The 19,841-nt window shown below is 67.2% G+C and carries 17 protein-coding genes and 2 tRNA genes; 6 read left to right on the plus strand and 13 right to left on the minus strand.

Going from position 1 to position 19,841, the window contains the following annotated elements:
- From B0B01_RS10900 to B0B01_RS10930, 7 genes are all read right to left on the minus strand, one after another.
- The gene (locus B0B01_RS10900; protein ID WP_076649879.1) at window positions 1-882 is read right to left on the minus strand and encodes an energy transducer TonB; all 882 of its coding nucleotides are present in this window, start codon (window positions 880-882) and stop codon (window positions 1-3) included.
- Window positions 879-1,352, minus strand: a complete 474-nt coding sequence (gene exbD / locus B0B01_RS10905; RefSeq protein WP_076649880.1) for a TonB system transport protein ExbD — start codon at window positions 1,350-1,352, stop codon at window positions 879-881. The genes B0B01_RS10900 and exbD overlap by 4 nt, the downstream gene beginning before the upstream one ends.
- 6 nt (window positions 1,353-1,358) lie before the next feature.
- Window positions 1,359-2,576, minus strand: a complete 1,218-nt coding sequence (gene exbB / locus B0B01_RS10910; RefSeq protein WP_076650192.1) for a tonB-system energizer ExbB — start codon at window positions 2,574-2,576, stop codon at window positions 1,359-1,361.
- 210 nt (window positions 2,577-2,786) lie between these two features.
- Window positions 2,787-3,470: a Fe2+-dependent dioxygenase gene (locus tag B0B01_RS10915; RefSeq protein ID WP_076649881.1), complete on the minus strand. Its 684-nt coding sequence runs from the start codon at window positions 3,468-3,470 to the stop codon at window positions 2,787-2,789.
- Window positions 3,464-4,159 (minus strand): tetratricopeptide repeat protein, encoded by a 696-nt coding sequence (locus tag B0B01_RS10920; RefSeq protein WP_200805422.1) that lies wholly within the window; start codon window positions 4,157-4,159, stop codon window positions 3,464-3,466. Before B0B01_RS10920 ends, B0B01_RS10915 begins: the two co-directional genes overlap by 7 nt.
- A 14-nt stretch (window positions 4,160-4,173) precedes the next feature.
- The gene (locus tag B0B01_RS10925; RefSeq protein WP_083946187.1) at window positions 4,174-6,453 is read right to left on the minus strand and encodes a TonB-dependent receptor; all 2,280 of its coding nucleotides are present in this window, start codon (window positions 6,451-6,453) and stop codon (window positions 4,174-4,176) included.
- Between the two features lie 155 nt (window positions 6,454-6,608).
- A complete protein-coding gene (locus tag B0B01_RS10930; RefSeq protein WP_076649882.1) occupies window positions 6,609-7,733 on the minus strand; it encodes an alpha-hydroxy acid oxidase in 1,125 nt (374 codons plus the stop codon).
- A 154-nt stretch (window positions 7,734-7,887) separates the two neighbouring features.
- Between B0B01_RS10930 and B0B01_RS10935 the strand changes: the two genes are divergently transcribed.
- Genes B0B01_RS10935 through B0B01_RS10945 form a run of 3 tightly spaced genes read left to right on the plus strand, consistent with a single transcriptional unit; the run spans window position 7,888 to window position 10,256 of the window.
- Complete coding sequence (locus B0B01_RS10935) at window positions 7,888-8,601, plus strand: lysophospholipid acyltransferase family protein (protein ID WP_200805423.1); 714 nt, start codon at window positions 7,888-7,890, stop codon at window positions 8,599-8,601.
- On the plus strand, window positions 8,598-9,545 hold the full coding sequence (locus tag B0B01_RS10940) for a phosphatidate cytidylyltransferase (RefSeq protein WP_076649883.1): 948 nt from the start codon (window positions 8,598-8,600) through the stop codon (window positions 9,543-9,545). Before B0B01_RS10935 ends, B0B01_RS10940 begins: the two co-directional genes overlap by 4 nt.
- Before the next feature lie 45 nt (window positions 9,546-9,590).
- Window positions 9,591-10,256: a CDP-alcohol phosphatidyltransferase family protein gene (locus B0B01_RS10945; RefSeq protein ID WP_076649884.1), complete on the plus strand. Its 666-nt coding sequence runs from the start codon at window positions 9,591-9,593 to the stop codon at window positions 10,254-10,256.
- A 23-nt stretch (window positions 10,257-10,279) separates the two neighbouring features.
- Here B0B01_RS10945 and purB read toward each other — a convergent pair whose 3' ends face one another.
- The 3 genes from purB to glnA all read right to left on the minus strand — a co-directional run bounded on the left by purB (window position 10,280) and on the right by glnA (window position 13,877).
- Window positions 10,280-11,584: an adenylosuccinate lyase gene (purB, locus tag B0B01_RS10950; RefSeq protein ID WP_076649885.1), complete on the minus strand. Its 1,305-nt coding sequence runs from the start codon at window positions 11,582-11,584 to the stop codon at window positions 10,280-10,282.
- 58 nt (window positions 11,585-11,642) lie between these two features.
- Window positions 11,643-12,317, minus strand: a complete 675-nt coding sequence (locus B0B01_RS10955) for a 5-formyltetrahydrofolate cyclo-ligase (RefSeq protein ID WP_076649886.1) — start codon at window positions 12,315-12,317, stop codon at window positions 11,643-11,645.
- A 153-nt stretch (window positions 12,318-12,470) separates the two neighbouring features.
- Window positions 12,471-13,877: a type I glutamate--ammonia ligase gene (gene glnA, locus B0B01_RS10960; protein WP_076649887.1), complete on the minus strand. Its 1,407-nt coding sequence runs from the start codon at window positions 13,875-13,877 to the stop codon at window positions 12,471-12,473.
- A 226-nt stretch (window positions 13,878-14,103) separates the two neighbouring features.
- On the opposite strand from glnA, the gene B0B01_RS10965 reads away from it, so the two are divergent.
- Window positions 14,104-15,678, plus strand: a complete 1,575-nt coding sequence (locus tag B0B01_RS10965; protein WP_143733047.1) for an NAD(P)H-hydrate dehydratase — start codon at window positions 14,104-14,106, stop codon at window positions 15,676-15,678.
- 93 nt (window positions 15,679-15,771) lie between these two features.
- Window positions 15,772-15,856 (plus strand) — tRNA-Leu (locus B0B01_RS10970).
- A 5-nt stretch (window positions 15,857-15,861) separates the two neighbouring features.
- On the opposite strand, the gene B0B01_RS10975 is transcribed toward B0B01_RS10970, so the two are convergent.
- A complete protein-coding gene (locus B0B01_RS10975; protein ID WP_076649889.1) occupies window positions 15,862-16,467 on the minus strand; it encodes a hypothetical protein in 606 nt (201 codons plus the stop codon).
- A 560-nt stretch (window positions 16,468-17,027) separates the two neighbouring features.
- On the opposite strand from B0B01_RS10975, the gene B0B01_RS10980 reads away from it, so the two are divergent.
- Window positions 17,028-17,104: transfer RNA gene (locus B0B01_RS10980), tRNA-Asp, on the plus strand.
- A gap of 338 nt (window positions 17,105-17,442) precedes the next feature.
- Here the strand turns inward: B0B01_RS10980 and B0B01_RS10985 are convergent.
- Together B0B01_RS10985 and B0B01_RS10990 are read right to left on the minus strand one after the other, a co-directional pair.
- On the minus strand, window positions 17,443-18,237 hold the full coding sequence (locus tag B0B01_RS10985; protein ID WP_076649890.1) for a lytic murein transglycosylase: 795 nt from the start codon (window positions 18,235-18,237) through the stop codon (window positions 17,443-17,445).
- Window positions 18,238-18,313: 76 nt separating this feature from the next.
- Window positions 18,314-19,708, minus strand: coding sequence for a M20/M25/M40 family metallo-hydrolase (locus tag B0B01_RS10990; RefSeq protein ID WP_076649891.1), 1,395 nt, complete (start codon window positions 19,706-19,708; stop codon window positions 18,314-18,316).
- Window positions 19,709-19,841 lie beyond the last annotated feature (133 nt).

Genomic DNA, 19,841 nt, shown 5'->3' on the forward strand with positions numbered 1-19,841 from the left:
TCAGCGGATGCTGAAGCGGATCGGGGCCACGATCGTGCGATTCACGCCGGGCGGCGGGGCCGGAACCGGCGAGGCGCGCTGGACGAGTTCGACCACCGCCGCATCGAGCGCCGCCGACCCGGAGGAGGCCGCCAGCGAGACACTGGTCACATTGCCCTGCTCGTCGATCGAGAAGCGCACCTGCGCCGTGCCCTCTTCGCGCCGCGCCCGTGCCGCGCCGGGATAGCGCTTGCGCCGCTCCAGATGCGCCATGAGCTGCGATTGCCAGCGCGAGGGCGAGACGTTCGAGCTGGCCTGCGCTGCCGAATCCGCCGTGGCGGCATTCCGGGCAGCCTGGGGCGCCTGGGTCGCGGCCCGGGTCTGCGCCTGCTGCGGCGGGGTCTCGGGCTTGGGCTGTTCGCGCGGGGTTTCGCGGGGCTTTTCGGGTTCGACCTTTTTCGGCTCCGGACGTTCCGGGCGTTCCTTCGGGCGCACGGCGGCGATCTCGGGGTCCGCGACCTCGGCTTCGGGAAGCTCCACCTCGGGTATTTCCTCGGGCTCGGGTTCCGGTTCCGGTTCGGGTTCCGGCTCCGGTTCTTCCGGCTCGGGCTCGGGCTCGGGTTCCGGTTCGGGCTGCTCCTCGACATCCTCAAGGTTCTGCTCGGCCTCGCCGACCTCGGTTTCATCGACCTCTGCCGTTTCGGGCAGGGGGGCAAGCTCGACCATGATCGCGGGCGGCGGCCCGTCGGGTGCCGTGTCTTCCTCGGGCACATGGAGAATCAGCACCGCCGCGCCCACATGCGCGCCGAGCGCGATCACCGCCGCCCCGGCCCAGAGCAGCACGCGTGCGCTCCGCCCGCCGCCGCGGTGTATCGCAGCAAGGGGATCGGGCCCGGTGCTCATGGTGCGGCCTGTTCGTCCGGGTCGGACACGCCCGCGGCCGCTGCTGCTGCGGCGCCGCCCTCCAGCCCGACAAGGGCGATCTTGAGATAGCCGGCCGAGCGCAGAAGGTTCATCACCTCCATGAATTCGCCGTAATCGACCCCCTTGTCCGCCCGCAGGAAGATCCGCGCCTCGTGATCGCCGCCGGTTTCCTGTTCAAGCCGGCCGGCGATGTCCTCGCGCGTCACCGGGGTTTCACCAAGGGCAAGCGTGAGATCCGATTTCAGCGTCAGATAGATCGGCTCGTCCGGCCGCTCGGCGCGCGGCGCGTTGGAGCCCGGCAGGTCCACGTCCACATCCACCGTCGCGAGCGGCGCCGCGACCATGAAGATGATGAGAAGCACGAGCATGATGTCGATGAACGGCACCACGTTGATTTCGTGGTTGTCCCGCAGGTCATCGGTCAGGCTGTTGCGGAAACGGCTTGGCATGGGTTCTTACTCTGCGGCACGGGCGGTCAGGTCATGGGGGGCGGCAAGCTGCCGGAAATCGAGATCCCGGCTGACCAGCCGCTCGATTCCGGCGGCAACCTCGGAAAGCTCATGGCGATAGCCGGTGATCCAGCGCGCGCAGGCGTTGTAGATGATGACCGCCGGGATCGCCGCAACAAGGCCGAGCGCGGTGGCAAGCAGCGCCTCGGCAATGCCGGGGGCCACGACCGCAAGGCTCGACGATTGCGCCTCGGCAATGCCGATGAACGAATTCATGATTCCCCAGACGGTGCCGAACAGCCCGACAAAGGGCGCGGTGGAGCCGATCGTGGCAAGGATGCCGGTGCCGACGGCCGCGCGCCGCCCGGCGCTTGCGACGATCTGGTCAAGCGCCGAAGTCACCCGTTCCTTGAGCCCGCTGCCGCCCGCGTGATCGGTCGCCGGGCCGGAAAGCTCGGCCTCGGTCAGGGCGGCACGCAGCATCTCGCCGGCCGGGCCGCGGCTGCCTTTCATGCGCTCGGCGGCGTCGCGCAGGCTCCGCGCCTCGGCGACCAGACGGCGCGCCTTGCCCGCCCGTGTCCGCGCGCCCATGATTTCGAGCGCCTTGAACAGGGCCACGGTCCAGGTCACGAGCGAGGCAAAGATCAGCCCGAGCATCACCAGTTTCACGATCACGTCGGCGTTGCGATACATGCCGAGCGGAGAAAGGTCGTCGGGCAACTCGCCGCTCTGTTCGGGGGTGGAAAGCAGCGACGACAGGGCGCCGGCCGGATCCTCGATCGGCGAGGGGATCGGGGCCGCCTGTGCCGCGGTCCCGTCGGTGGCCTGGGGTGCAGGCGTTTCCGGCCCGCCCGCCGAATCGCTTGCCGAATCGTTCGCAGCATCCATGGCACGGAACCGCGTGACGTCGGTGACCGCGGCGTCGGGCTGTGCGGGAGTCGCGTTCTCGCTGCCGGAGGGCGCGGCTTGCGACGTTGGCGATGTGTCCTGCGCCGTCTGCGGAGCCGCTTCGTCGGCCGTTGCCGGGGATTCGCCGGTTTCGGCGGCGGGCGCCGCGCGTTCCGGGGCCGGTGTCGTGCCCTCGGGCGTTTCCGTTGCGCTGTCCTGATCCGGCGGGACGGTCTGCGCCCCTGCGGGCGAGGCATGAAGCGGGGCGGCCAGCGCCAGCAGACCGGCGAGGACAAAAGCAACCGCGCGCGGTCCGGTCCCGGGGCGGCCTGTCATGCTGCGTCCGTTTTCGACAGGAAAATACATGTGACGACCTTTCACGATTTTCAGCAGTCGGGCGAGTGGCGCCCCGGCGGATGTTCAGGGCCTCTTGCGGCCGCAGGAAGGTGGGGGTTCATTACCTGAGTGGCTTGCTCAACTATTTCCGGCTTCCCGTCAAGGCCCCGCGAAACAGTTTTCTCATATGGGCGGCCGGGCGCGGAAGGTTCAGATCTCGGCCCACATGCGGATCAGGTTGTGATAGATGCCGGTCAGGCGCACCGCCTCGGGCGAATTGGCACCATTCCGGGCAGACAGCGACTGGATCGACTGGTCGAGGTCGAACAGGATCGTGCGCCGCTCGTCCGAACGCACCATGCTCTGCAGCCAGAAGAAGGACGACACCCGCGCCCCCCGCGTGACCGGCGTCACCTGATGCAGCGAGGTCGAGGGATAAAGCACCATGTGCCCCGCCGGCAGCTTGACCTGCTGCGCGCCGAACTGGTCCTCGATCACCAGTTCGCCGCCATCGTATTCCTCGGGTTCGGACAGGAACAGCGTCATGGAAAGATCGGTGCGCAGCCGCTCGCCGGTCAGCGGCACGGAGCGGATGGCATTGTCCACATGGATGCCGAAGGTTTCCTCCTGCGCGTAGCGGTTAAACATGGGCGGCAGGATCCGGTGGGGCAGGGCGGCCGACATGAACAGCGCGTTTCCGGCCAGCCGGTCGAGGATGAACTGCCCGAGCTCCAGCGCCGTGCGGCTGTCGGGGTCGAGCTGGTGGTTGCGTTTCACATCATAGGACTGGGAACCCGCGGTTTTGCGCCCGTCCTGCCAGTCGGCGGCATCGAGCGCGCGGCGCAGTTCGGAAACCTCGGCCGGGTTCAGAACCCCGGGGATGGCGATCAGCATGACGGCGGCTCCTGGTGGTGGTCCGGGGCAGGGGTGGCGGCGGCGGCGGTCCTTGCGCGCGCCTGCGCCGCAAGGGTGCGCAGGCGGCTGTCGGAATGACCGGCCAGCCCCGCGGCCATGGCGCGCCAGTAGTCGGGAAAGCCGCAGTTGAGCGAACGCCCCAGCCAGCCGAGCGCGGATTCGATGTGCCCCGTCTCGATCATGCGGCGTGCCAGGTTGAACATGGCCCAGGGATCGCCGGCCTCGGCCCCGGCGTGGAAATAGTCGTCCGCGGCGTCGGGCAGATCCGGGCCGTCACCCGATTCGGCCAGCATGCCGAGCATGTTGAGCGCCTGCACATGACCATGCCCCGCGGCCTTGGCGTAAAGGGCATGCGCGGTGGCAGTGTCCCGTGTCACGCCGCGCCCGGAAAGGTGAAGGTCGGCCAGGTTGAACATCGCCCAGGCTTCGCCCGCATCGACGGCGCGGCGGAACCAGTCGGCAGCCTGCACGGGGTCGGGGGCCACGCCCCAGCCGCGGTCATGGATGCGCCCGAGCATGGTCAGCGCCATCGCCTCGCCGCTGCGCGCAGCCATGCGGAAACTTTCGATGGCCGCCGGTGCATCGCCGCTGTTCAGCAGCATCTGCCCAAGCGCCAGCGCGGCCCTTGCGGCCGCGCTGTCCTGTTTTCCGGCTTTGGTTGCCTGCACGGTCTGCCCCGCGTTCAGAACCGCTTGCTGACCGAGACCACGAAGGTCCGCCCCGAATCCGGGACCGCCCGCGAGCTGCTGAAGGTCGAGCTGTAGTTCTGGTGATCGGTCAGGTTGTAGGCGTTCAGCGCCAGCCGCCAGTCGTTCTGCTCATAGGAAATCATCGCGTCGAGCGAGAACGTCTCGGGGATCTGCGCGGTGTTGTCCGGGTTGGAGAAGTATTTCGAGGCATAGCGGATGCCGCCCGCCAGGGTGACTTCGCCGGGGATCGAGACGCCGCTTTGCGGCAGCACGTAGCTGGTCCAGATCGAGGCGTTGTTGCGCGGAACACCCGGCGCACGGTTGCCGACATTATCGTCCTCAATGCCCGGCCCGCCACGCACCTTGCCATCAAGATAGGCATAGTTCGCATAGACGCTCCAGGCATCGGTGATTTCGCCCGAGGCGCCGATTTCGATACCGCGGATGCGGCGGCCCTGTCCGGCGTCCGAGAACCCGACATCGATACTGCCGTCCGGGTTGACGTCATAGCTGTTCTTCTTGGTGATCTGGAAGATCGCCCCGGTCAGGCCGACTCGCCCGCCCATGAGGTTCATCTTGCCGCCGAGTTCGATCAGATCCGCGCGTTCGGGCTTCAGCGAACCTGCGATTTCGCTATCGAAAGCGTTGACGTTCATGGCAATGTCCGTGCCTTGCGGACGATAGGTGCGCGCAAAGCTCAGATAACCCATGAGGTCGGGATTGGGCTCGTAGATGATGCTGATCGACGGGCTGATCTTGCTGGAACTGCCCCTCGCGCTGATTGGGTCTGTTGCCCCGATCAGCAGACCGTCGAAGCTGTTCTCGAAATGATCCAGCCGCGCAGCACCGGCGATGGACCAGCCGTTTCCGAAAGACATGCGGTCGCTTACGAAAAGCCCGGCATTGAAGGCGGTCGACCGCATCTGCGGGCCATATTCAATCGCAAGGCTGCCGATGTCATAGACCGGGTTCGTGACCGGAGTGGTGCCCGGGCGCGCCGGCACAAAGGTGCCGCGGCGGCGCTTGTCCACCTGATAGTTCAGATCGAGGCCGACCATGACATCATGTTCGACCGTGCCGGTCTGGAATTCGCCGCGCAGCGCCAGCACGTTCTGGAAACCCCAGCCTTTCTGCCTGTAGGTCATGCCTCCGCCAGCGGCATAGGACATGTCGACATCGATTCCGGCGAGGAGGTCCGCAAGCTGTTCCGGGGTGAGCGCGGCGGGATGCGTCGCCGAGCGATCCCGGGTAAAGCGTGAAAGCCGGGTATCGTTGGTGAGGATCCAGCCATTGCCCATGTCATGGCTCAAGGTTGCGGTGATGTCATGAACATCGGTATCGTCGCGGTCGGTGCTGCGCACATAGGACGTCCTGCGGCTGTAACCCGGCACGCCATATTCCAGCAGCGGGCGCGAGATGCCGTCCGCGCCTTCGGCCATGGGCTGGCCCATGTCGGGTTTGCCGCGTTCGCGCAGATAGGAATAGCCGATGTGGAACTCGGTTCCGGTGCCGATCCCCGTGCCCCAGTCGACGGCGAGCCCGAGGCGGTCGGATTCCACGTGGTCGCGGTGCGCGGCGTCCTGCTTCTGCGCCATCAGGTTGAAGCGCAGCGCCTGGTTCTCTCCGACCACGCGGTTCGTGTCGATCTGGATCCGCCCGAGCGGCCCGGTGCCCGCCATGCCGCTGACGGTCGTCTCGTCGGTCAGATGGGCGCGTTTCGAGGTCTGGTTGATCAGCCCGCCCATGTTGCCGACGCCGAAGTTGTCCCCCGAGGGGCCTTTGAACACCTCGACCGATTCGGTGTTGAAATTGTCATGGGTGAAGGCGCCGAAATCGCGCAGCCCGTCACGATAGATATCGCCCTGCGCCGCGAGGCCACGGATGCGGAACTGGTCGCCGGAAGAGCCGCCGCGCCCCTCGCCGGTCGAAAGGGTGATGCCCGGCACGTTGCGCAGGGTTTCCTCAAGCGTGATCGCCTGCTGCTGCCGGATGATCTCGGCCGGCACCACCTGGATTTCGCGCGGCGTCTTGAACACCGTCGCCGGCAGGCGCGAAACACCGGTTCCGGCCTCGTTGGTGTTCGCGGGCGCCGCGCCGGTCGTGATCGAGATGGTATCGAGCGTGGTCATGCCGGGTTGATCCGGCTCGTCCTCGGGGCTGTTGTCCTGGGCATGGACGGCCTTGGCGGTAGCGATTCCCCCGAAAGCGACACCGAGCGATACGCCGACGGTGGAAAGTTTGAAACGCAACGATTGGGGCTGAATGGCAGCCATGTCCTCTGTCCTCGTCCGAGCTGTTTTGAACTGCTGGCTGGCGGCGTTCGCGCGCTGGCTGTCCGCGCTTATAGAACAAAAGCCGAGGGATTCAATCAGGAATCAACTTTCCGTGTCTCGCCCCGCCTGACCGTTGCCGCCGCACAACCTCCGGATCAGCCCTGCGCAAACGGCGCAGCGGGGCTTGATCCGTCGGATGACCAGATCACGCCGGCGTCGATCCCGGCGATGCTGCGCCGTCCGGTCAGGGCCATCGCGACCTCTAGCTCACTGCGCAGGATCGACACAAGATGCGCAACCCCGGTTGCGCCGCCGACCGCCAGCGCATGGATCTGCGGACGCCCGATCAACACCGCCTGCGCGCCGAGCGCGAGCGCCTTCAGCACATCCGTGCCCCGCCGGATGCCGCCGTCGCAAAGTACCGGGATGCGGCCGGCTATGGCCCGGGTGATGCGGGGCAGGGCCTCGGCCGTCGCCGGCGCGGTATCGAGCGTGCGCCCGCCGTGGTTCGAGACGATGATCCCGTCCGCCCCCGCCTCGACCGCGCGCAGCGCATCATTGGGGGACATGATCCCCTTCAGGATCACCGGCAGCCGGGTGCGCGATTTCAGCCAGGCGATGTCCCCCCACCGGGGTGCCGCATCCATCAGCCCGAGGAACGTCGGCCCGCGCCCCGGCAGGTCGCGGACCACGGGCGGCCGCAGCCCGTCAAGGTTCGGGCAATCACCGGCCGGCACGAATCCCGCGCGTTGTTCGGCGTTGCGCAGCCCGCTCACCGGGGCATCGACGGTCACGACCAGCGCGGCGCAGCCGGCGGCCTCGGCCCGGCGCAGCAGGCGTTCGCTGTCCTCGCGCCGGGGCTGCAGGTAAAACTGGAACCAGAACGGCCCGGGCGCGCAGGCGGCGACCTCTTCGATGGCCATGCTGGACTGGGTCGAAACCACCATGAGGCTCCCCGTTGCGGCGGCACCGCGGCGGGTTGCGCACTCGGCCCCCGGGTGGGCCAGCCCGTGCCGCGCAACGGGGGCAAGCATCAGCGGATGCGCAAGGTTCAGCCCGAACAGCCGGGTTTCGGTATCGGCGCCGCGCATGTCGGCAAGAACCCGGGGTTCGAGCCGGATCGCATCCCAGGCCGCGCGATTGGCCCGGGCCGTGATCCCGTCGGCCCCGGCACCGTTCAGATAGGCGAAGGTCGCCGGGTCGAACATCCCCGCGGCCCGGTCCTCATAGTCGCCCGCGCAGGTAATGCCGCTCGGGATCGGACTGTCGCTCTTGCCCACTCTCACCTCCGGCGGGTGCAATCGGATGCAGGATAGCAGGGCCGCTGCCGGGTGCCAGCGGTGATGAGCGCCCCGCGCCGGGCGGGGAGTGGACACGCCGTCCCGGACCCGCCAACATGGCCGCAGAACGAGGGCGGGAAACGGGCGTGAGCGCATGAGTGACGATGACCGGCAGGCGCCGTTCCCGAAGGATGCCCTGCGGCAGCTTTCGGCCCGCATGGCCGGCGGCATGATCCGCATCTTTGCCCGGCTGCTGACCGCGGTGCAGGCGGAGTGGCGCGGCAGCGAGCCGCTGCCACGCAAGCGGATCTATTTCGCCAATCACAACAGCCATGGCGATTTCATCCTGATCTGGTCGGTGCTGCCGATACAGGCGCGCCGGCACTGCCGCCCGGTCGCCGGCGCCGATTACTGGGACCGGGGATCGCTGCGCCGCTTCATCGGGCGCGACGTGTTCAACGCGGTGCTGATCGACCGGGAACGCGGGTCGCAGCGCGCCGACCCGATCGCGACCATGGCCGGGGCGCTGGACCGGGGCGATTCGCTCATCCTGTTCCCCGAGGGCACGCGCAACCTCACCGACCAGATCCTGCTGCCTTTCCGCAGCGGGATTTACCGGCTTGCGGCCGCCCGCCCGGAGGTCGAACTGGTCCCGGTCTGGATCGAGAACCTGAACCGCGTCCTGCCCAAGGGCGAGGTCATCCCGGTGCCGATCATGTGCAAGGTGATCTTCGGCACTCCGATGCGCCCCCGCACGGATGAGGACAGGAACGCCTTCCTTGCCCGCGCCCGCGCGGAGCTGCTGGCCCTGCAGGGCCAGCCCGCCGGCGATGTGCCCGCCGGTGCAACGACGGAGCAGACATCATGAGCGATATGAGCGGCGATCTGTTCCGGGTCATCCTCGGGGCCGGATTGATCCTTGTCGTCGCCTCGGTCATCGGCTGGGCGCTCGGGCGGCGCTATTCGCCCGATGGCGGCAACGTGACCATCGAGAACCTCAACGACCGCATCCGCGCCTGGTGGGTCATGGTGGTGGCGCTGTCGCTGGCCATGCTCGGCGGGCGCACCGGAGTGGTGATGCTGTTCGGGCTCTGCTCATTCGCGGCGCTGCGCGAATTCATGACGCTGACGAACCTGCGGCGCGCCGATCACTGGTCGCTGGTGCTGGCCTTCTTCGTCGTGCTGCCGGTCCAGTATTACCTGATCTGGACCGGCTGGTACGGATTGTTCGCGATCTTCATCCCGGTTTACGTGTTCCTGCTGCTGCCCATCGTTTCGGTGCTGCGGGGCGAGACCGGGAATTACCTTGTCCGCATCGCCGAACTGCAATGGGGGCTCATGATCTGCGTGTTCTGCGCCTCGCATGTGCCGGCGCTGCTCACGCTCGATATTCCGGGATTCGATGGCCGGGGCGTTCTGCTGATCGCCTTTCTGGTCGTGGTGGTGCAGCTTTCGGACGTGCTGCAATATGTCTGGGGCAAGCTTGCGGGGCGGCACCGGATCGCGCCGCGGCTGTCGCCCTCCAAGACGGTCGAGGGGTTCCTCGGCGGTGTCCTGAGCGCAACCCTGGTCGGCGCCGGGCTCTGGTGGATAACGCCGTTTACGCCGGGGCAGGCGGCGCTCATGGCGCTGGTCATCACGCTCATGGGCTTCTTCGGCGGACTTGTCATGTCGGCAATCAAGCGCGACCGCGGCATCAAGGACTGGGGCCATATGATCGCCGGCCATGGCGGGTTCATCGACCGGCTGGATTCCGTCGTCTTCGCGGCGCCGGTCTTCTTTCACCTCACGCGCTATTTCTGGTCGGTGTGACGCCGCGCCGGCCGGCTGCCCGGAAACAGGAAGGACACCCGATCCATGAACAGATCTCCGGCCCGCCGTCCGCTCGCCAGCCGCAACACGATCTGGGCCGCGCGCCTGTCGGGCCGGCTTGCCCGGGCCGGGGCCTCGCCGAACGGAATTTCGGTCTTCGGCATGGGGCTCGCGCTGGTCGCGGGGGCGGCGTTCTGGGCGGCAGGCGGGTTCGGCGGGTCGGAAACCACAGGTGCCGGGCGGGTGCTGCTGCTTCTTCTCGGGGCAGCGGCGACGCAGGGGCGGCTGCTTTGCAACCTGCTTGACGGGATGGTCGCGATCGAGGCCGGGCGGAAAGCCCCCGACGGCCAGTTCTGGAACGAATTCCCCGACCGGATCTCGGATGCGCTGATCCTCGTCGGCCTTGCGCTCGGCGCGGGTCTGCCGGCGCTCGGCTGGGCCGTGGCGGCGGCGGCCTTCCTCACCGCCTATCTGCGCGAGCTGGGCATGAACTGCGGCTTGCCGGCGGATTTCTCCGGCCCCATGGCCAAGCCGCACCGGATGGCGGCGGTGACGGTAGCGGCCCTGCTGAGCATCCCGGCGCCGCTCGCCGGCTGGCGCAACGAGGTCATCGAGGCGGCGCTCTGGCTGATCCTCGCCGGCACGATCCTGACCGCGCTGCGCCGGGCGATCCGGCTGGTGCGGCAGTTGCGGCAGCGCGGCCGGCACTGATCCATCAGATCAGGAACGCATTACTATTCAGTGAAAACACGTTGGAAAATCGTATCGACGTGTTTCGTGTGATAGTCGAGGTCGAATTTCTCCTCGATCTCCGCCGGGCTCAGCGCCGCGGTCACTTCCGGGTCGGCGAGAAGCTCGGTGCGGAAATCCTTGCCCTGTTCCCAGACCTTCATCGCGTTGCGCTGCACCAGCCGATAGGCATCCTCGCGCGACACCCCGGCCTGGGTGAGCGCAAGCAGCACGCGCTGGCTCATGACCAGGCCGCGGAACCGATGCAGGTTGGCCAGCATGTTCTCGGGATAGATCACGAGCTTGTCCACCACCTGCGTCAGACGGGCGAGCGCGAAATCAAGCGTCACCGTGGTGTCGGGGCCGATCGTGCGCTCGACCGAGGAATGCGAGATGTCGCGCTCGTGCCAGAGCGCCACGTTTTCCAGCGCCGGAACCACCGACATGCGCACGAGCCGCGCCAGCCCGGTCAGGTTTTCGCTCAGCACCGGGTTGCGCTTGTGGGGCATGGCGCTGCTGCCCTTCTGGCCGGCGCTGAAGAATTCCTCGGCCTCCAGCACTTCGGTGCGCTGCATGTGGCGGATCTCGACGGCGATGTTCTCGATGCTGCTGGCGACCACGCCGAGCGCGGCAAAGAAGGCCGCGTGCCGGTCGCGCGGGATCACCTGGGTGCTGATCGGCTCGGGCACGAGCCCCATCTTCGCGCAGACATGTTCCTCGACCGCCGGGTCGATATTGGCGAAGGTGCCGACCGCGCCCGAAATCGCCCCGGTCGCCACTTCGGCGCGCGCGGTTTCAAGCCGTTTCAGGTTGCGGCTCATTTCAGCGTAGAACCGGGCAAAGGTCAGCCCCATGGTGGTGGGTTCGGCGTGGATCCCGTGGCTGCGGCCGATGCGGATCGTGTCCTTGTGCTCATAGGCGCGCCGTTTCAGCGCCGCGAGCAGATCCTTCATGTCGCTGATCAGGATGTCCGCCGCCCGCACGAGCTGCACGTTCAGCGTCGTGTCGAGCACGTCGGAACTGGTCATGCCCTGATGCACGAAACGCGCCGCATCGGCACCGACGATTTCTGAAAGGTGGGTCAGGAAGGCGATCACGTCGTGGCGCGTCACCGCCTCGATTTCCTCGATGCGGGCCACGTCGAACTCGGCATCCTTCGCCTTCCACACGGCCTCGGCATTCTCGCGCGGGATCACGCCAAGATCGGCCATGGCGTCGCAGGCATGGGCCTCGATCTCGAACCAGATGCGGAACCGGGTCTGGGGCTCCCAGATCGCGACCATCTCGGGGCGGGAATAGCGGGGGATCATGGGCGGCGGCACCTTTCCTGTTGCGGTCTGGCGCCGTCATAGACCGCGCGGGGCCGGCTCACAAGCCGGGCGCGCCCTCGCCGGGAACCCGGCCCCTTATCGCGCCGTCGCCAAGGACCAGCGTCGTCATGGGGATGTCCCAGGGCATGGGAAAGATGGTTTTCATCTGCGCGAAGGGCTGGCCCACGGCGATCACCCAGGGCATGGATTCGAAACTCGCAAGGGTGCGGTCGTAATAGCCCCCGCCGTTTCCAAGCCGAAAGAGATCCTCGTCGATGCCGACCACCGGTGAAATCACGATGTCGGGGATTTCGGGGTCGCCCTCGGCCGGGATCGGAATGTTCCAGATGCCGCGCTCCATCCTGCAATGCGGTTCCCAGTGGCGGAAGATCAGCGGCGCGCGCTCGGTCTCGACCACGGGGAGCAGGATCCGCGCCCCGGCGCCATGCGCGCGTTTCATCCATGGAATGAGGTTCAGTTCGCTGCGGATCGGCCAGTAGGCGCCGATAACACGTCCCTGCAACGGGGCGATGAGCCGGTCGAGCGCCTCGCTCACGACGTCGCTCATGCGCGCCGTTTCGGCCTGCGGCACCGCGCGGCGTTCGGCATAGAGGCGCTTGCGCTCGGCGCGGCGGAACTGCGCGACGTCGCGGGCCGCTTCGGGATCGACCACATGGCCGCCGACCAGTTGATGGGCGAAACAGGGCTCCGAGCCCCCGCTTTCTTCGGACATGGGCAGGTCTCCTCTGGCGGAAAACCTAGAAAGCGCCCGGGCGAATGTCAAAGCGCGATCCGGGGCCGCCTGCGGATTGCGGAGCGGCCGCGCGCATCCGGCCGCCGCGCGCTGTCATGTGGCCGATCCGTCATGCCGATCCGTCGCGGGGCGCTAGATGCTGTAATACATCGCGAATTCGACCGGGTGGGGGGTCGTGTCGTAGCGCGTGACCTCGGTCCATTTCAGGGCGATGTAGGATTCGATCAGTTCGGCCGGAAAGACATCGTCCACGCGCAGGAAATCGTGATCTTCCTCCAGCGCGTCGAGCGCCTCGCGCAGCGACCGGCAGAGCATGGGGAATTCGCCGGGCCGCTCGCTCGGGATGTCGTAGAGGTTCGTTTCCATCGCATCGCCCGGGTCGATCCGCTGTTCGATCCCGTCGAGCCCGGCCATCAGCAGCGCCGAAAACGCCAGATAGGGGTTGGCCGAGGGATCGGGGAACCGCGCCTCGATGCGGCGGCCCCGCGCCGAGCGGGCCCAGGGAATGCGCACGCAGCCCGAACGGTTATGCGCCGACCAGGATTGCAGCACCGGCGCGGCAAAGCCGGGCACGAGCCGCTTGTAACTGTTGGTGGTCGGGTTGGTAAAGGCGTTGAGCGCCCGGGCGTGACGCAGGATGCCGCCGACGAACCAGAGCGCCGTATCGCTGAGCCCGCCATAGCCGTCGCCGGCAAACAGCGGGTGGCCGTCCTTCCACAGCGACAGGTTCACATGCATGCCGCTGCCGTTGTCGCCCTGCAGGGGCTTGGGCATGAAGGTCGCCGTCCGGCCATAGGCTGCGGCGACGTTGCGCACGACATACTTGTATTTCTGCATCTCGTCCGCCTGCCGCAGCAGCGGCCCGAAGACGAGGCCAAGCTCGTGCTGGCAGGTGGCCGCCTCGTGATGGTGCTTGTCCACCTGCATGCCCATGGCCTGCATGGTGGTCAGCATCTCCGAGCGCAGATCCTGCCCGTCGTCCATGGGACCGACCGGCAGATACCCGCCCCGGACATGCGGGCGGTGGCCCTTGTTGCCGGCGGCATAGGCGGTGTCGCTGTTCCAGGCGGCGCTCGGTGCGTCGACCTCGTGGGCGACCCGGTTCATGGTGGTGGCAATGCGCACGTCGTCGAAGATGAAGAATTCGGCCTCGGGGCCGAAATAGGCCGCATCGGCCACGCTGATGCGGTTCAGATGCGCCTCGGCGCGGGCGGCGATGCTGCGGGGATCGCGGACATAGGCCTCGCCGCTGTCGGGTTCGACCACCGAGCAATGCAGGCAGAGCGTCTTTTCCGCGTGAAACGGGTCGATATAGGCGTGCTGCGGATCCGGGCGCAGTTTCATGTCCGAAGCCTCGACCGATTTCCACCCCGCGATCGAAGAGCCGTCGAACATGCAGCCTTCCTCGATCAGGGCGGCATCGACATGATCGGCGGCGAGCGTCACATGGTGCAGCGCGCCGCGCAGATCGGTAAAGCGGACATCGACAAAGCGAATCGCTTCGTCCCGGATCCGGCGGAGGATGGCTTCGGTGCTCATGGTCGGGCCTTTCTCACGGCGCTTTCTTGACCTCGTCCGGTGACGGGTGCTTCATCGGGATTCGACGCCGCCACCTGGGCAGCCCGGACAGGCGGGGTTGCGACAGGAACCTGACCGCGCAAAAAACATCAATCGCGGGCGATGACAATTGCCGAACGCATGTCGTGCCCATGATTCCGGGCCACCGGGCAAGAAACGCGGGCAAGAAACGGGAGGGAAAACCATCGTGCAACCTTTCCTGACCGCGGCGCAGATGCGCAGTATCGAATCCGCCGCGATGGAATCGGGGCGGGTCCGGGAACTTGCTCTCATGGAATGCGCAGGGCAGGCGGTGGCCGATTCCATCCTGGCCCAGTGGCCGGATGTGGCCGGTCCCGAAAGCGACGGGCTACGCCGGCCGGTGATGGTGCTCTGCGGGCCGGGCAACAACGGGGGCGATGGGTTCGTGGCGGCGCGGCTGCTGGCCGCGCACGGCAGCCGGGTCGAGGTCTTTCTGCTCGGACAGCCCGACGCTCTGCCCCCCTCCGCGCGGCGCAACTGCGAGCGCTGGCAGGGCATCGGCCCGCTGCGCCCGCTGGCCGAGGCGGCCGGGATGGCGCAGGCCACGAATGATACAGTCGTGGTCGATGCGCTTTTCGGCACCGGGCTTTCGCGCCCGCTGTCGGGTGTCGCGCGGGATCTGTTCGGCCGGCTTGCCGCATTGCGCCACCGGGATAACGGGCCGCGCCTCGTGGCGGTGGATATCCTTTCCGGGCTCTGTTCGGACAGCGGGCGCGTGCTTGGCGACGACACCGGCCCGGAGCTTCCGGCGGCGGATCTGACCGTCACTTTCGAGGCCGCGCGCCTTGGGCATGTGCTCTCGGCCGGGGCGGGGCTTTCGGGGCGCCTGGTCGTGGCGCCGATCGGGCTGGCGCCGGAACTCGCCGCGCTCGCGGCGGGTGGCGGGCTGGCAGAGGCGGCGCGGCCCGATCCGTCGGCGCTGGCCAAGGATCCGGGCGCCCACAAATATGACCACGGACATGCGCTGATTCTCTCGGGCGGGGCCGGGCGCAGCGGCGCGGCCCGGCTCGCCGCGCGGGGCGCGCTGCGAATCGGGGCCGGCCTCGTCACGCTCGGCGCGCCGCCGGATGCGCTGCCCGAGATCGCGGCGCAGATCACCGCGCTCATGCTGCGGCGGATCAACGGCAGGGGCGATCTTGTGCGCATGCTGGCCGATCGGCGCGTCAATGCGCTCTGCCTCGGTCCCGGGCTCGGGGTCGGACGGGCGCGGGAACTGGTTCCCGCCGCTCTGGCGGCCGGGCGGGCGCTCGTGCTCGACGCGGATGCTCTCACGGCCTTTGCCGATGCCCCGCAGGAACTTTTCGCGCGGCTGCACCCCCGCTGCGTGCTGACCCCTCACGGCGGCGAATTCGCGCGCTTGTTTCCCGACATCGCTGCGCGCCTCCAGGCGCCCGCGCTCGAGGGGCCGGCCTTTTCCCGCGCCGATGCGGTGCGCGCGGCGGCGGCCGAGGCGGGCTGCGTGGTGCTGCTCAAGGGGCGCGACACGCTGATTGCGACGCCGCGGGGGCAGGTCCGCGTGAATGCGGCGACCGGTGCGCGGGCCGCGCCCTGGCTTGCCACCGCAGGGGCGGGCGACGTGCTCGCCGGGTTCCTCACCGGGCTGCTTGCCCGCGGGCTGGAGCCGCTCGCCGCCGCCGAAACCGCTGCCTGGCTGCATCTCGAGGCGGCGCGCGACTTTGGTGCCGGGCTCGTAGCCGAGGACATCCCCGAAGCCCTGCCGGACGTCCTGCGCCGGTTCTGAAACAATCCGGGTGCCGCCTTGCCCGATTTCACGCTCGCATCAGTGCCCGGGCTTTGCTATGCACGCGCAGGCCCGCGCCGGGGGCCGGGTTGGGCGGGTGTGGCGGAATTGGTAGACGCACCAGATTTAGGTTCTGGCGCCGCAAGGCTTGGGGGTTCAAGTCCCTTCACCCGCACCATCACATCACCTGAACACATCGCCCTTGATAGGGCCGGTGCCATCATCGCAACTTAACAGTGCCTTGGTTCCGGCTTGTTGCAAGACAGGAGTGATCAGTTTCGGGCGTTCGGAAAAGTTCTCGACAAAGGTGCTGGCATAGCATTCGCAAAATTCCTGGCCTTCGGCTTCCGGCATCATTATCACATAGTCTTGGCACTGGTTTCTCGCATATTCCGCGATACCCGGTTCGTTAACGCATTCCGTCTGCCGTTTTTCGGCAAAATGCATTAAATTCAGTTTGCTCACCCTTAGTTCTTCTTGCTCTTCTTCGGGCAGTGCCTTGTGACCTGTTCGAGTATCCGCGAATTTCTCGGCCAGACAGCGACAATCAATGAAGCTGGAATACAGGCTGTTACGCGCGCAGCTGTCTTGGACATATTGCGCTTCGGTCATGATCTCTTGCCGGGTTTCCAGGGGAAGCGCATCATAAGATGGATTGTCGATTTCAATCGCCGTCGGGCGTTCATCCGCGTCGGGGCCAATCGTGCCATCCGCCGCCTGTTGCGCCAGAGTGGATGATACGGAAAACATTATCATGCACAGGCTGCAAGCTATGATTTTCGTAATCATGTCCACCGTTCCCGACACTCTGTTATCTACTTTTGAAAATCATTGTATCATGGTATGCTTCCGGTTTCTTTGGGTCAATATATGAATGCCCGGCTTGCTGTCGCACGGGCAATTGTATCGGCTAGCGGTGTCATAAATCGGGACCGGGATGCGGGCCATTTCAGGCTTCAGGATCAGGGCATCTGCTCCGATCATGTGTCGAGTTTATCATGAACGCGATGCGGACTTTAATGTCGGGTCGTGGAATCGGCTTCGGCTTCTGCAGTAACGGGGGGTGACCCCGCGTATACCACCTGGCAGCAGCCTGTCCCCGGCCGGCGCGTTGAGATCGCGTTGTGCCCGGCGCATCCGCCGCTCTGGCCGGACAGGGTGGTTTGCAGTTTCTCGGCTGGTTCACTGCCCGCAAGAGTCCCGCCGCCGACCGCGCGGATGGCCGGATTCGGGCCGCGCAGGCGGGCGATCGGCAAATCTCGTGAAATGCGGCAAAAGACGGCTTGACCCTGCGCGGGGGGCACCATAATAGAGGCGGGCGTCCGGGCGAGGGTCCGGGCGGACAGTGGGCGGTTGTAGCTCAGTTGGTTAGAGTACCGGCCTGTCACGCCGGGGGTCGCGGGTTCGAGTCCCGTCAACCGCGCCATCACTGTCAGATCCTCCGGCCGGCCAGGCCCGATGTCGATATCCGGGGCGGGGTTCATTCCCCCGGGGGCCGGAAGCGGACATTGGGCGGTTGTCGAGAGGCGCCGGCCGGCTAGGGCAGGCAGCGCGCCGCCGGGCTCCGTTTCCAGTTCATGAAAGACGACACCGGCTTGCCCGCAGGCCGCGCACAACACCATTCGCGCACATGTCGCCAGGTAATGCGCACGGCATTTCGGCCGGACCCGCGGTCCGCCGGTTTTGGCCGACGCGGGGAACGATGCTGGGAAACGATGCGGGCCGGGAAGGTGGCGGCCAACCCGGCAGCCGCCGCCCCGTGGCTCAGCCGTCGATGCGCCGGGCCATGATGGCGATCGCCTGCTGATAGACTCCGGCCGCGTTCCATTCCCCGATCACCGCGAAATTCGGCTCTCCCGGCTGATAGCCGAGCCCCGGCTGCCAGCCCTTCTGGCGCAGGTAATTGGCCGTGGAGGCCAGCGCGTCCATCACATCGTTGAAGTCGATCCGCCCGTCACCGTTGCCGTCCACCCCGTAGGTAAGCGCATTGCCCGGCAGGAACTGGGTATGACCAAGCTCCCCGTGGCGGGCGCCGATGGTCGCATTGGTGATCTCGCCCCGGTCCACCAGCATCAACGCGCTGATTGCATGCGGGGTGAAAAAGCCGGGGCGGCGGCAGTCATAGGCCAGCGTGGTGATCGCCGAGACCACCGGCGTGTCGCCCATGAAATTGCCGAAACCGGTTTCCATGCCGTGAATCGCGATCAACACGCCTGCCGGCACGCCATAGTCACGCTCGAGCGCGGCATAGAGCCCGGGATTGTTCGCCTTGCGCTGGCGCCCCTGGGCTATGATCGTGTTCGAGCCGCGCACCTCCATGAATTTCTCGAGCGAATAGCTGAAGGATTTCTGATTGCGATCGGCCGAGATCGTGCGCGAGGAATACTGGGCCTGCGAAAGCGCCTGCAGGCCACGTTCGCCGACGCCGGCCGCTGCCGCCTCCTGCGCGAAGTCGGCCTTCCAGGCGGCAAAGCCCGAACTGTCGTTGCCGCAGGGCGCCGCCACCGCAAGCGAGGGCAGGGCAAGGGCGGCACAAAGAAGGGTCGCGATGCGGATCATCCTGAATTTCCTTTATCAATCCAGAAGCTGAAGGTTATCGGCGCGGAACGGAAAGGCAAGTTTTCCGGCCCGGCCGTCAGGGACGGGAGCCGAGCTCATGCAGGATGCGCACCCAGCTCCGGGTGCCCTTGTGAAAGCTTTCCAGGTCGTATTTCTCATTGGGTGAATGGATCGCGTCGTCGTCATTGGCAAAGCCGATCAGCATCGCATCCATGCCGAGCACCGAGCGGAAATGGCCGGCAACCGGGATCGAGCCGCCCATGCCGATCAGGGCCGCCTCGCGCCCCCATTCCTGCTCCAGTGCGCGGCTTGCGGCGGCGAACTCGGGGCGCCGGGTGTTCATCACCGCCGCCCGGGAACCATCGACGCGGGTGCTCCATTCGACCCGCGCATCGGGCGAAAGCCGCGCCTCCACATGGGCACGCAGGCGTTTCCGCACCCGGTCCGGGTCCATCTCGCCGACCAGCCGGCAGGTCAGCTTGCAATGGGCCTGCGAGGGGATCACCGTCTTGGACCCGGCGCCGGTATAGCCGCCCCACATCCCGTTCACCTCAAGCGTCGGGCGGGCCCATTGCTGTTCGAGCGTGGAATAGCCCTTTTCGCCATGGGCGCACGAGAGCCCGACCGAGCCGAGATAGGCCGCCTCGTCAAAGCCGCAGGTCTTCCATTGCTGCAATTGCCCGGCTGGCACGTCCTGCACGCCCTCGTAGAAGCCCTCGACCGCGACGCGGCCGGTATCTTCGTCATGGAACGAGGCAACGATCCGGGCCATTTCGCGCAGCGGATTGAGCGCCGGGCCGCCGTAATAGCCGGAATGGAGGTCGATGCGCGGTCCGGTGATGGTGAATTCCTCGTTCATCATGCCGCGCAGCTGCGATGCGATCGAGGGCCTGCCGGGCGCGATCATCGAGGTATCGCAGACCAGCGCCAGGTCGGCGCGCAATTCATCGGCATTCGCGCGCATGAAGGGCACGAGCGAGGGAGAGCCGCATTCTTCCTCGCCCTCGATCAGGAAGGAGACCGCGCAGGGCAGGGCGCCATGCACCGCCTTCCAGGCCCGGCAGGCCTCGACGAAGGTCATGAGCTGCCCCTTGTCGTCCGAGGCGCCGCGCCCGCGGATCACGCGGCCCCGCGGGGTGTCCTGGATTTCGGGCTCGAACGGGGGCCGGTCCCAGAGGTCGAGCGGATCGACCGGCTGCACGTCGTAATGACCGTAGAACAGCAGGCGCGGCCCCGCACCGTCGCCATGCCCGACCACCGCCGGATGCCCGCCGGTCGGGCGGCTTTCGGCCCTGATTCCGAGGCTGCGGAGATCCGCAACCAGCCAGTCCGCCGCCGCCGCGCAGTGATCCGCATAGGCCGGGTCGGTCGAGACCGAAGGGATGCGCAGCAACCCCATCAGCCGCTCCAGCGCGGCCGGCAGCCCGGCATCGACATGATCGAGGACGGCGGAAAGCGATGTCGGCGGCATTGCGGGGCTCCTTGGTGGTCCGGTTGGCGGTCGTTTGACGGTCCGGGGACGACCCCGGGGTGATTGCGAACCTAGCAGGGCACGGGCGGCAGTCCAGCGGCGCGGTGCGCGGCCCGGGCGATGGCGCGCCGCT

Source organism: Pontibaca methylaminivorans (assembly GCF_900156525.1).
GTDB classification, from domain to species: domain Bacteria; phylum Pseudomonadota; class Alphaproteobacteria; order Rhodobacterales; family Rhodobacteraceae; genus Pontibaca; species Pontibaca methylaminivorans.

Coding starts and splice junctions, on each gene's coding strand:
- purB (WP_076649885.1), bottom strand. CDS start 11,584: ATGATCCCCCGCTATTCCCGCCCCGAGATGGTCGCGATCTGGGAGCCC.
- B0B01_RS10940 (WP_076649883.1), top strand. CDS start 8,598: ATGAGCGATATGAGCGGCGATCTGTTCCGGGTCATCCTCGGGGCCGGA.
- B0B01_RS10900 (WP_076649879.1), bottom strand. CDS start 882: ATGAGCACCGGGCCCGATCCCCTTGCTGCGATACACCGCGGCGGCGGG.
- B0B01_RS10925 (WP_083946187.1), bottom strand. CDS start 6,453: ATGGCTGCCATTCAGCCCCAATCGTTGCGTTTCAAACTTTCCACCGTC.
- glnA (WP_076649887.1), bottom strand. CDS start 13,877: ATGAGCACCGAAGCCATCCTCCGCCGGATCCGGGACGAAGCGATTCGC.
- B0B01_RS10915 (WP_076649881.1), bottom strand. CDS start 3,470: ATGCTGATCGCCATCCCCGGGGTTCTGAACCCGGCCGAGGTTTCCGAA.
- B0B01_RS10955 (WP_076649886.1), bottom strand. CDS start 12,317: ATGTCCGAAGAAAGCGGGGGCTCGGAGCCCTGTTTCGCCCATCAACTG.
- exbB (WP_076650192.1), bottom strand. CDS start 2,576: ATGACAGGCCGCCCCGGGACCGGACCGCGCGCGGTTGCTTTTGTCCTC.
- B0B01_RS10975 (WP_076649889.1), bottom strand. CDS start 16,467: ATGATTACGAAAATCATAGCTTGCAGCCTGTGCATGATAATGTTTTCC.
- B0B01_RS10990 (WP_076649891.1), bottom strand. CDS start 19,708: ATGCCGCCGACATCGCTTTCCGCCGTCCTCGATCATGTCGATGCCGGG.
- B0B01_RS10945 (WP_076649884.1), top strand. CDS start 9,591: ATGAACAGATCTCCGGCCCGCCGTCCGCTCGCCAGCCGCAACACGATC.
- B0B01_RS10935 (WP_200805423.1), top strand. CDS start 7,888: ATGAGTGACGATGACCGGCAGGCGCCGTTCCCGAAGGATGCCCTGCGG.
- B0B01_RS10985 (WP_076649890.1), bottom strand. CDS start 18,237: ATGATCCGCATCGCGACCCTTCTTTGTGCCGCCCTTGCCCTGCCCTCG.
- exbD (WP_076649880.1), bottom strand. CDS start 1,352: ATGCCAAGCCGTTTCCGCAACAGCCTGACCGATGACCTGCGGGACAAC.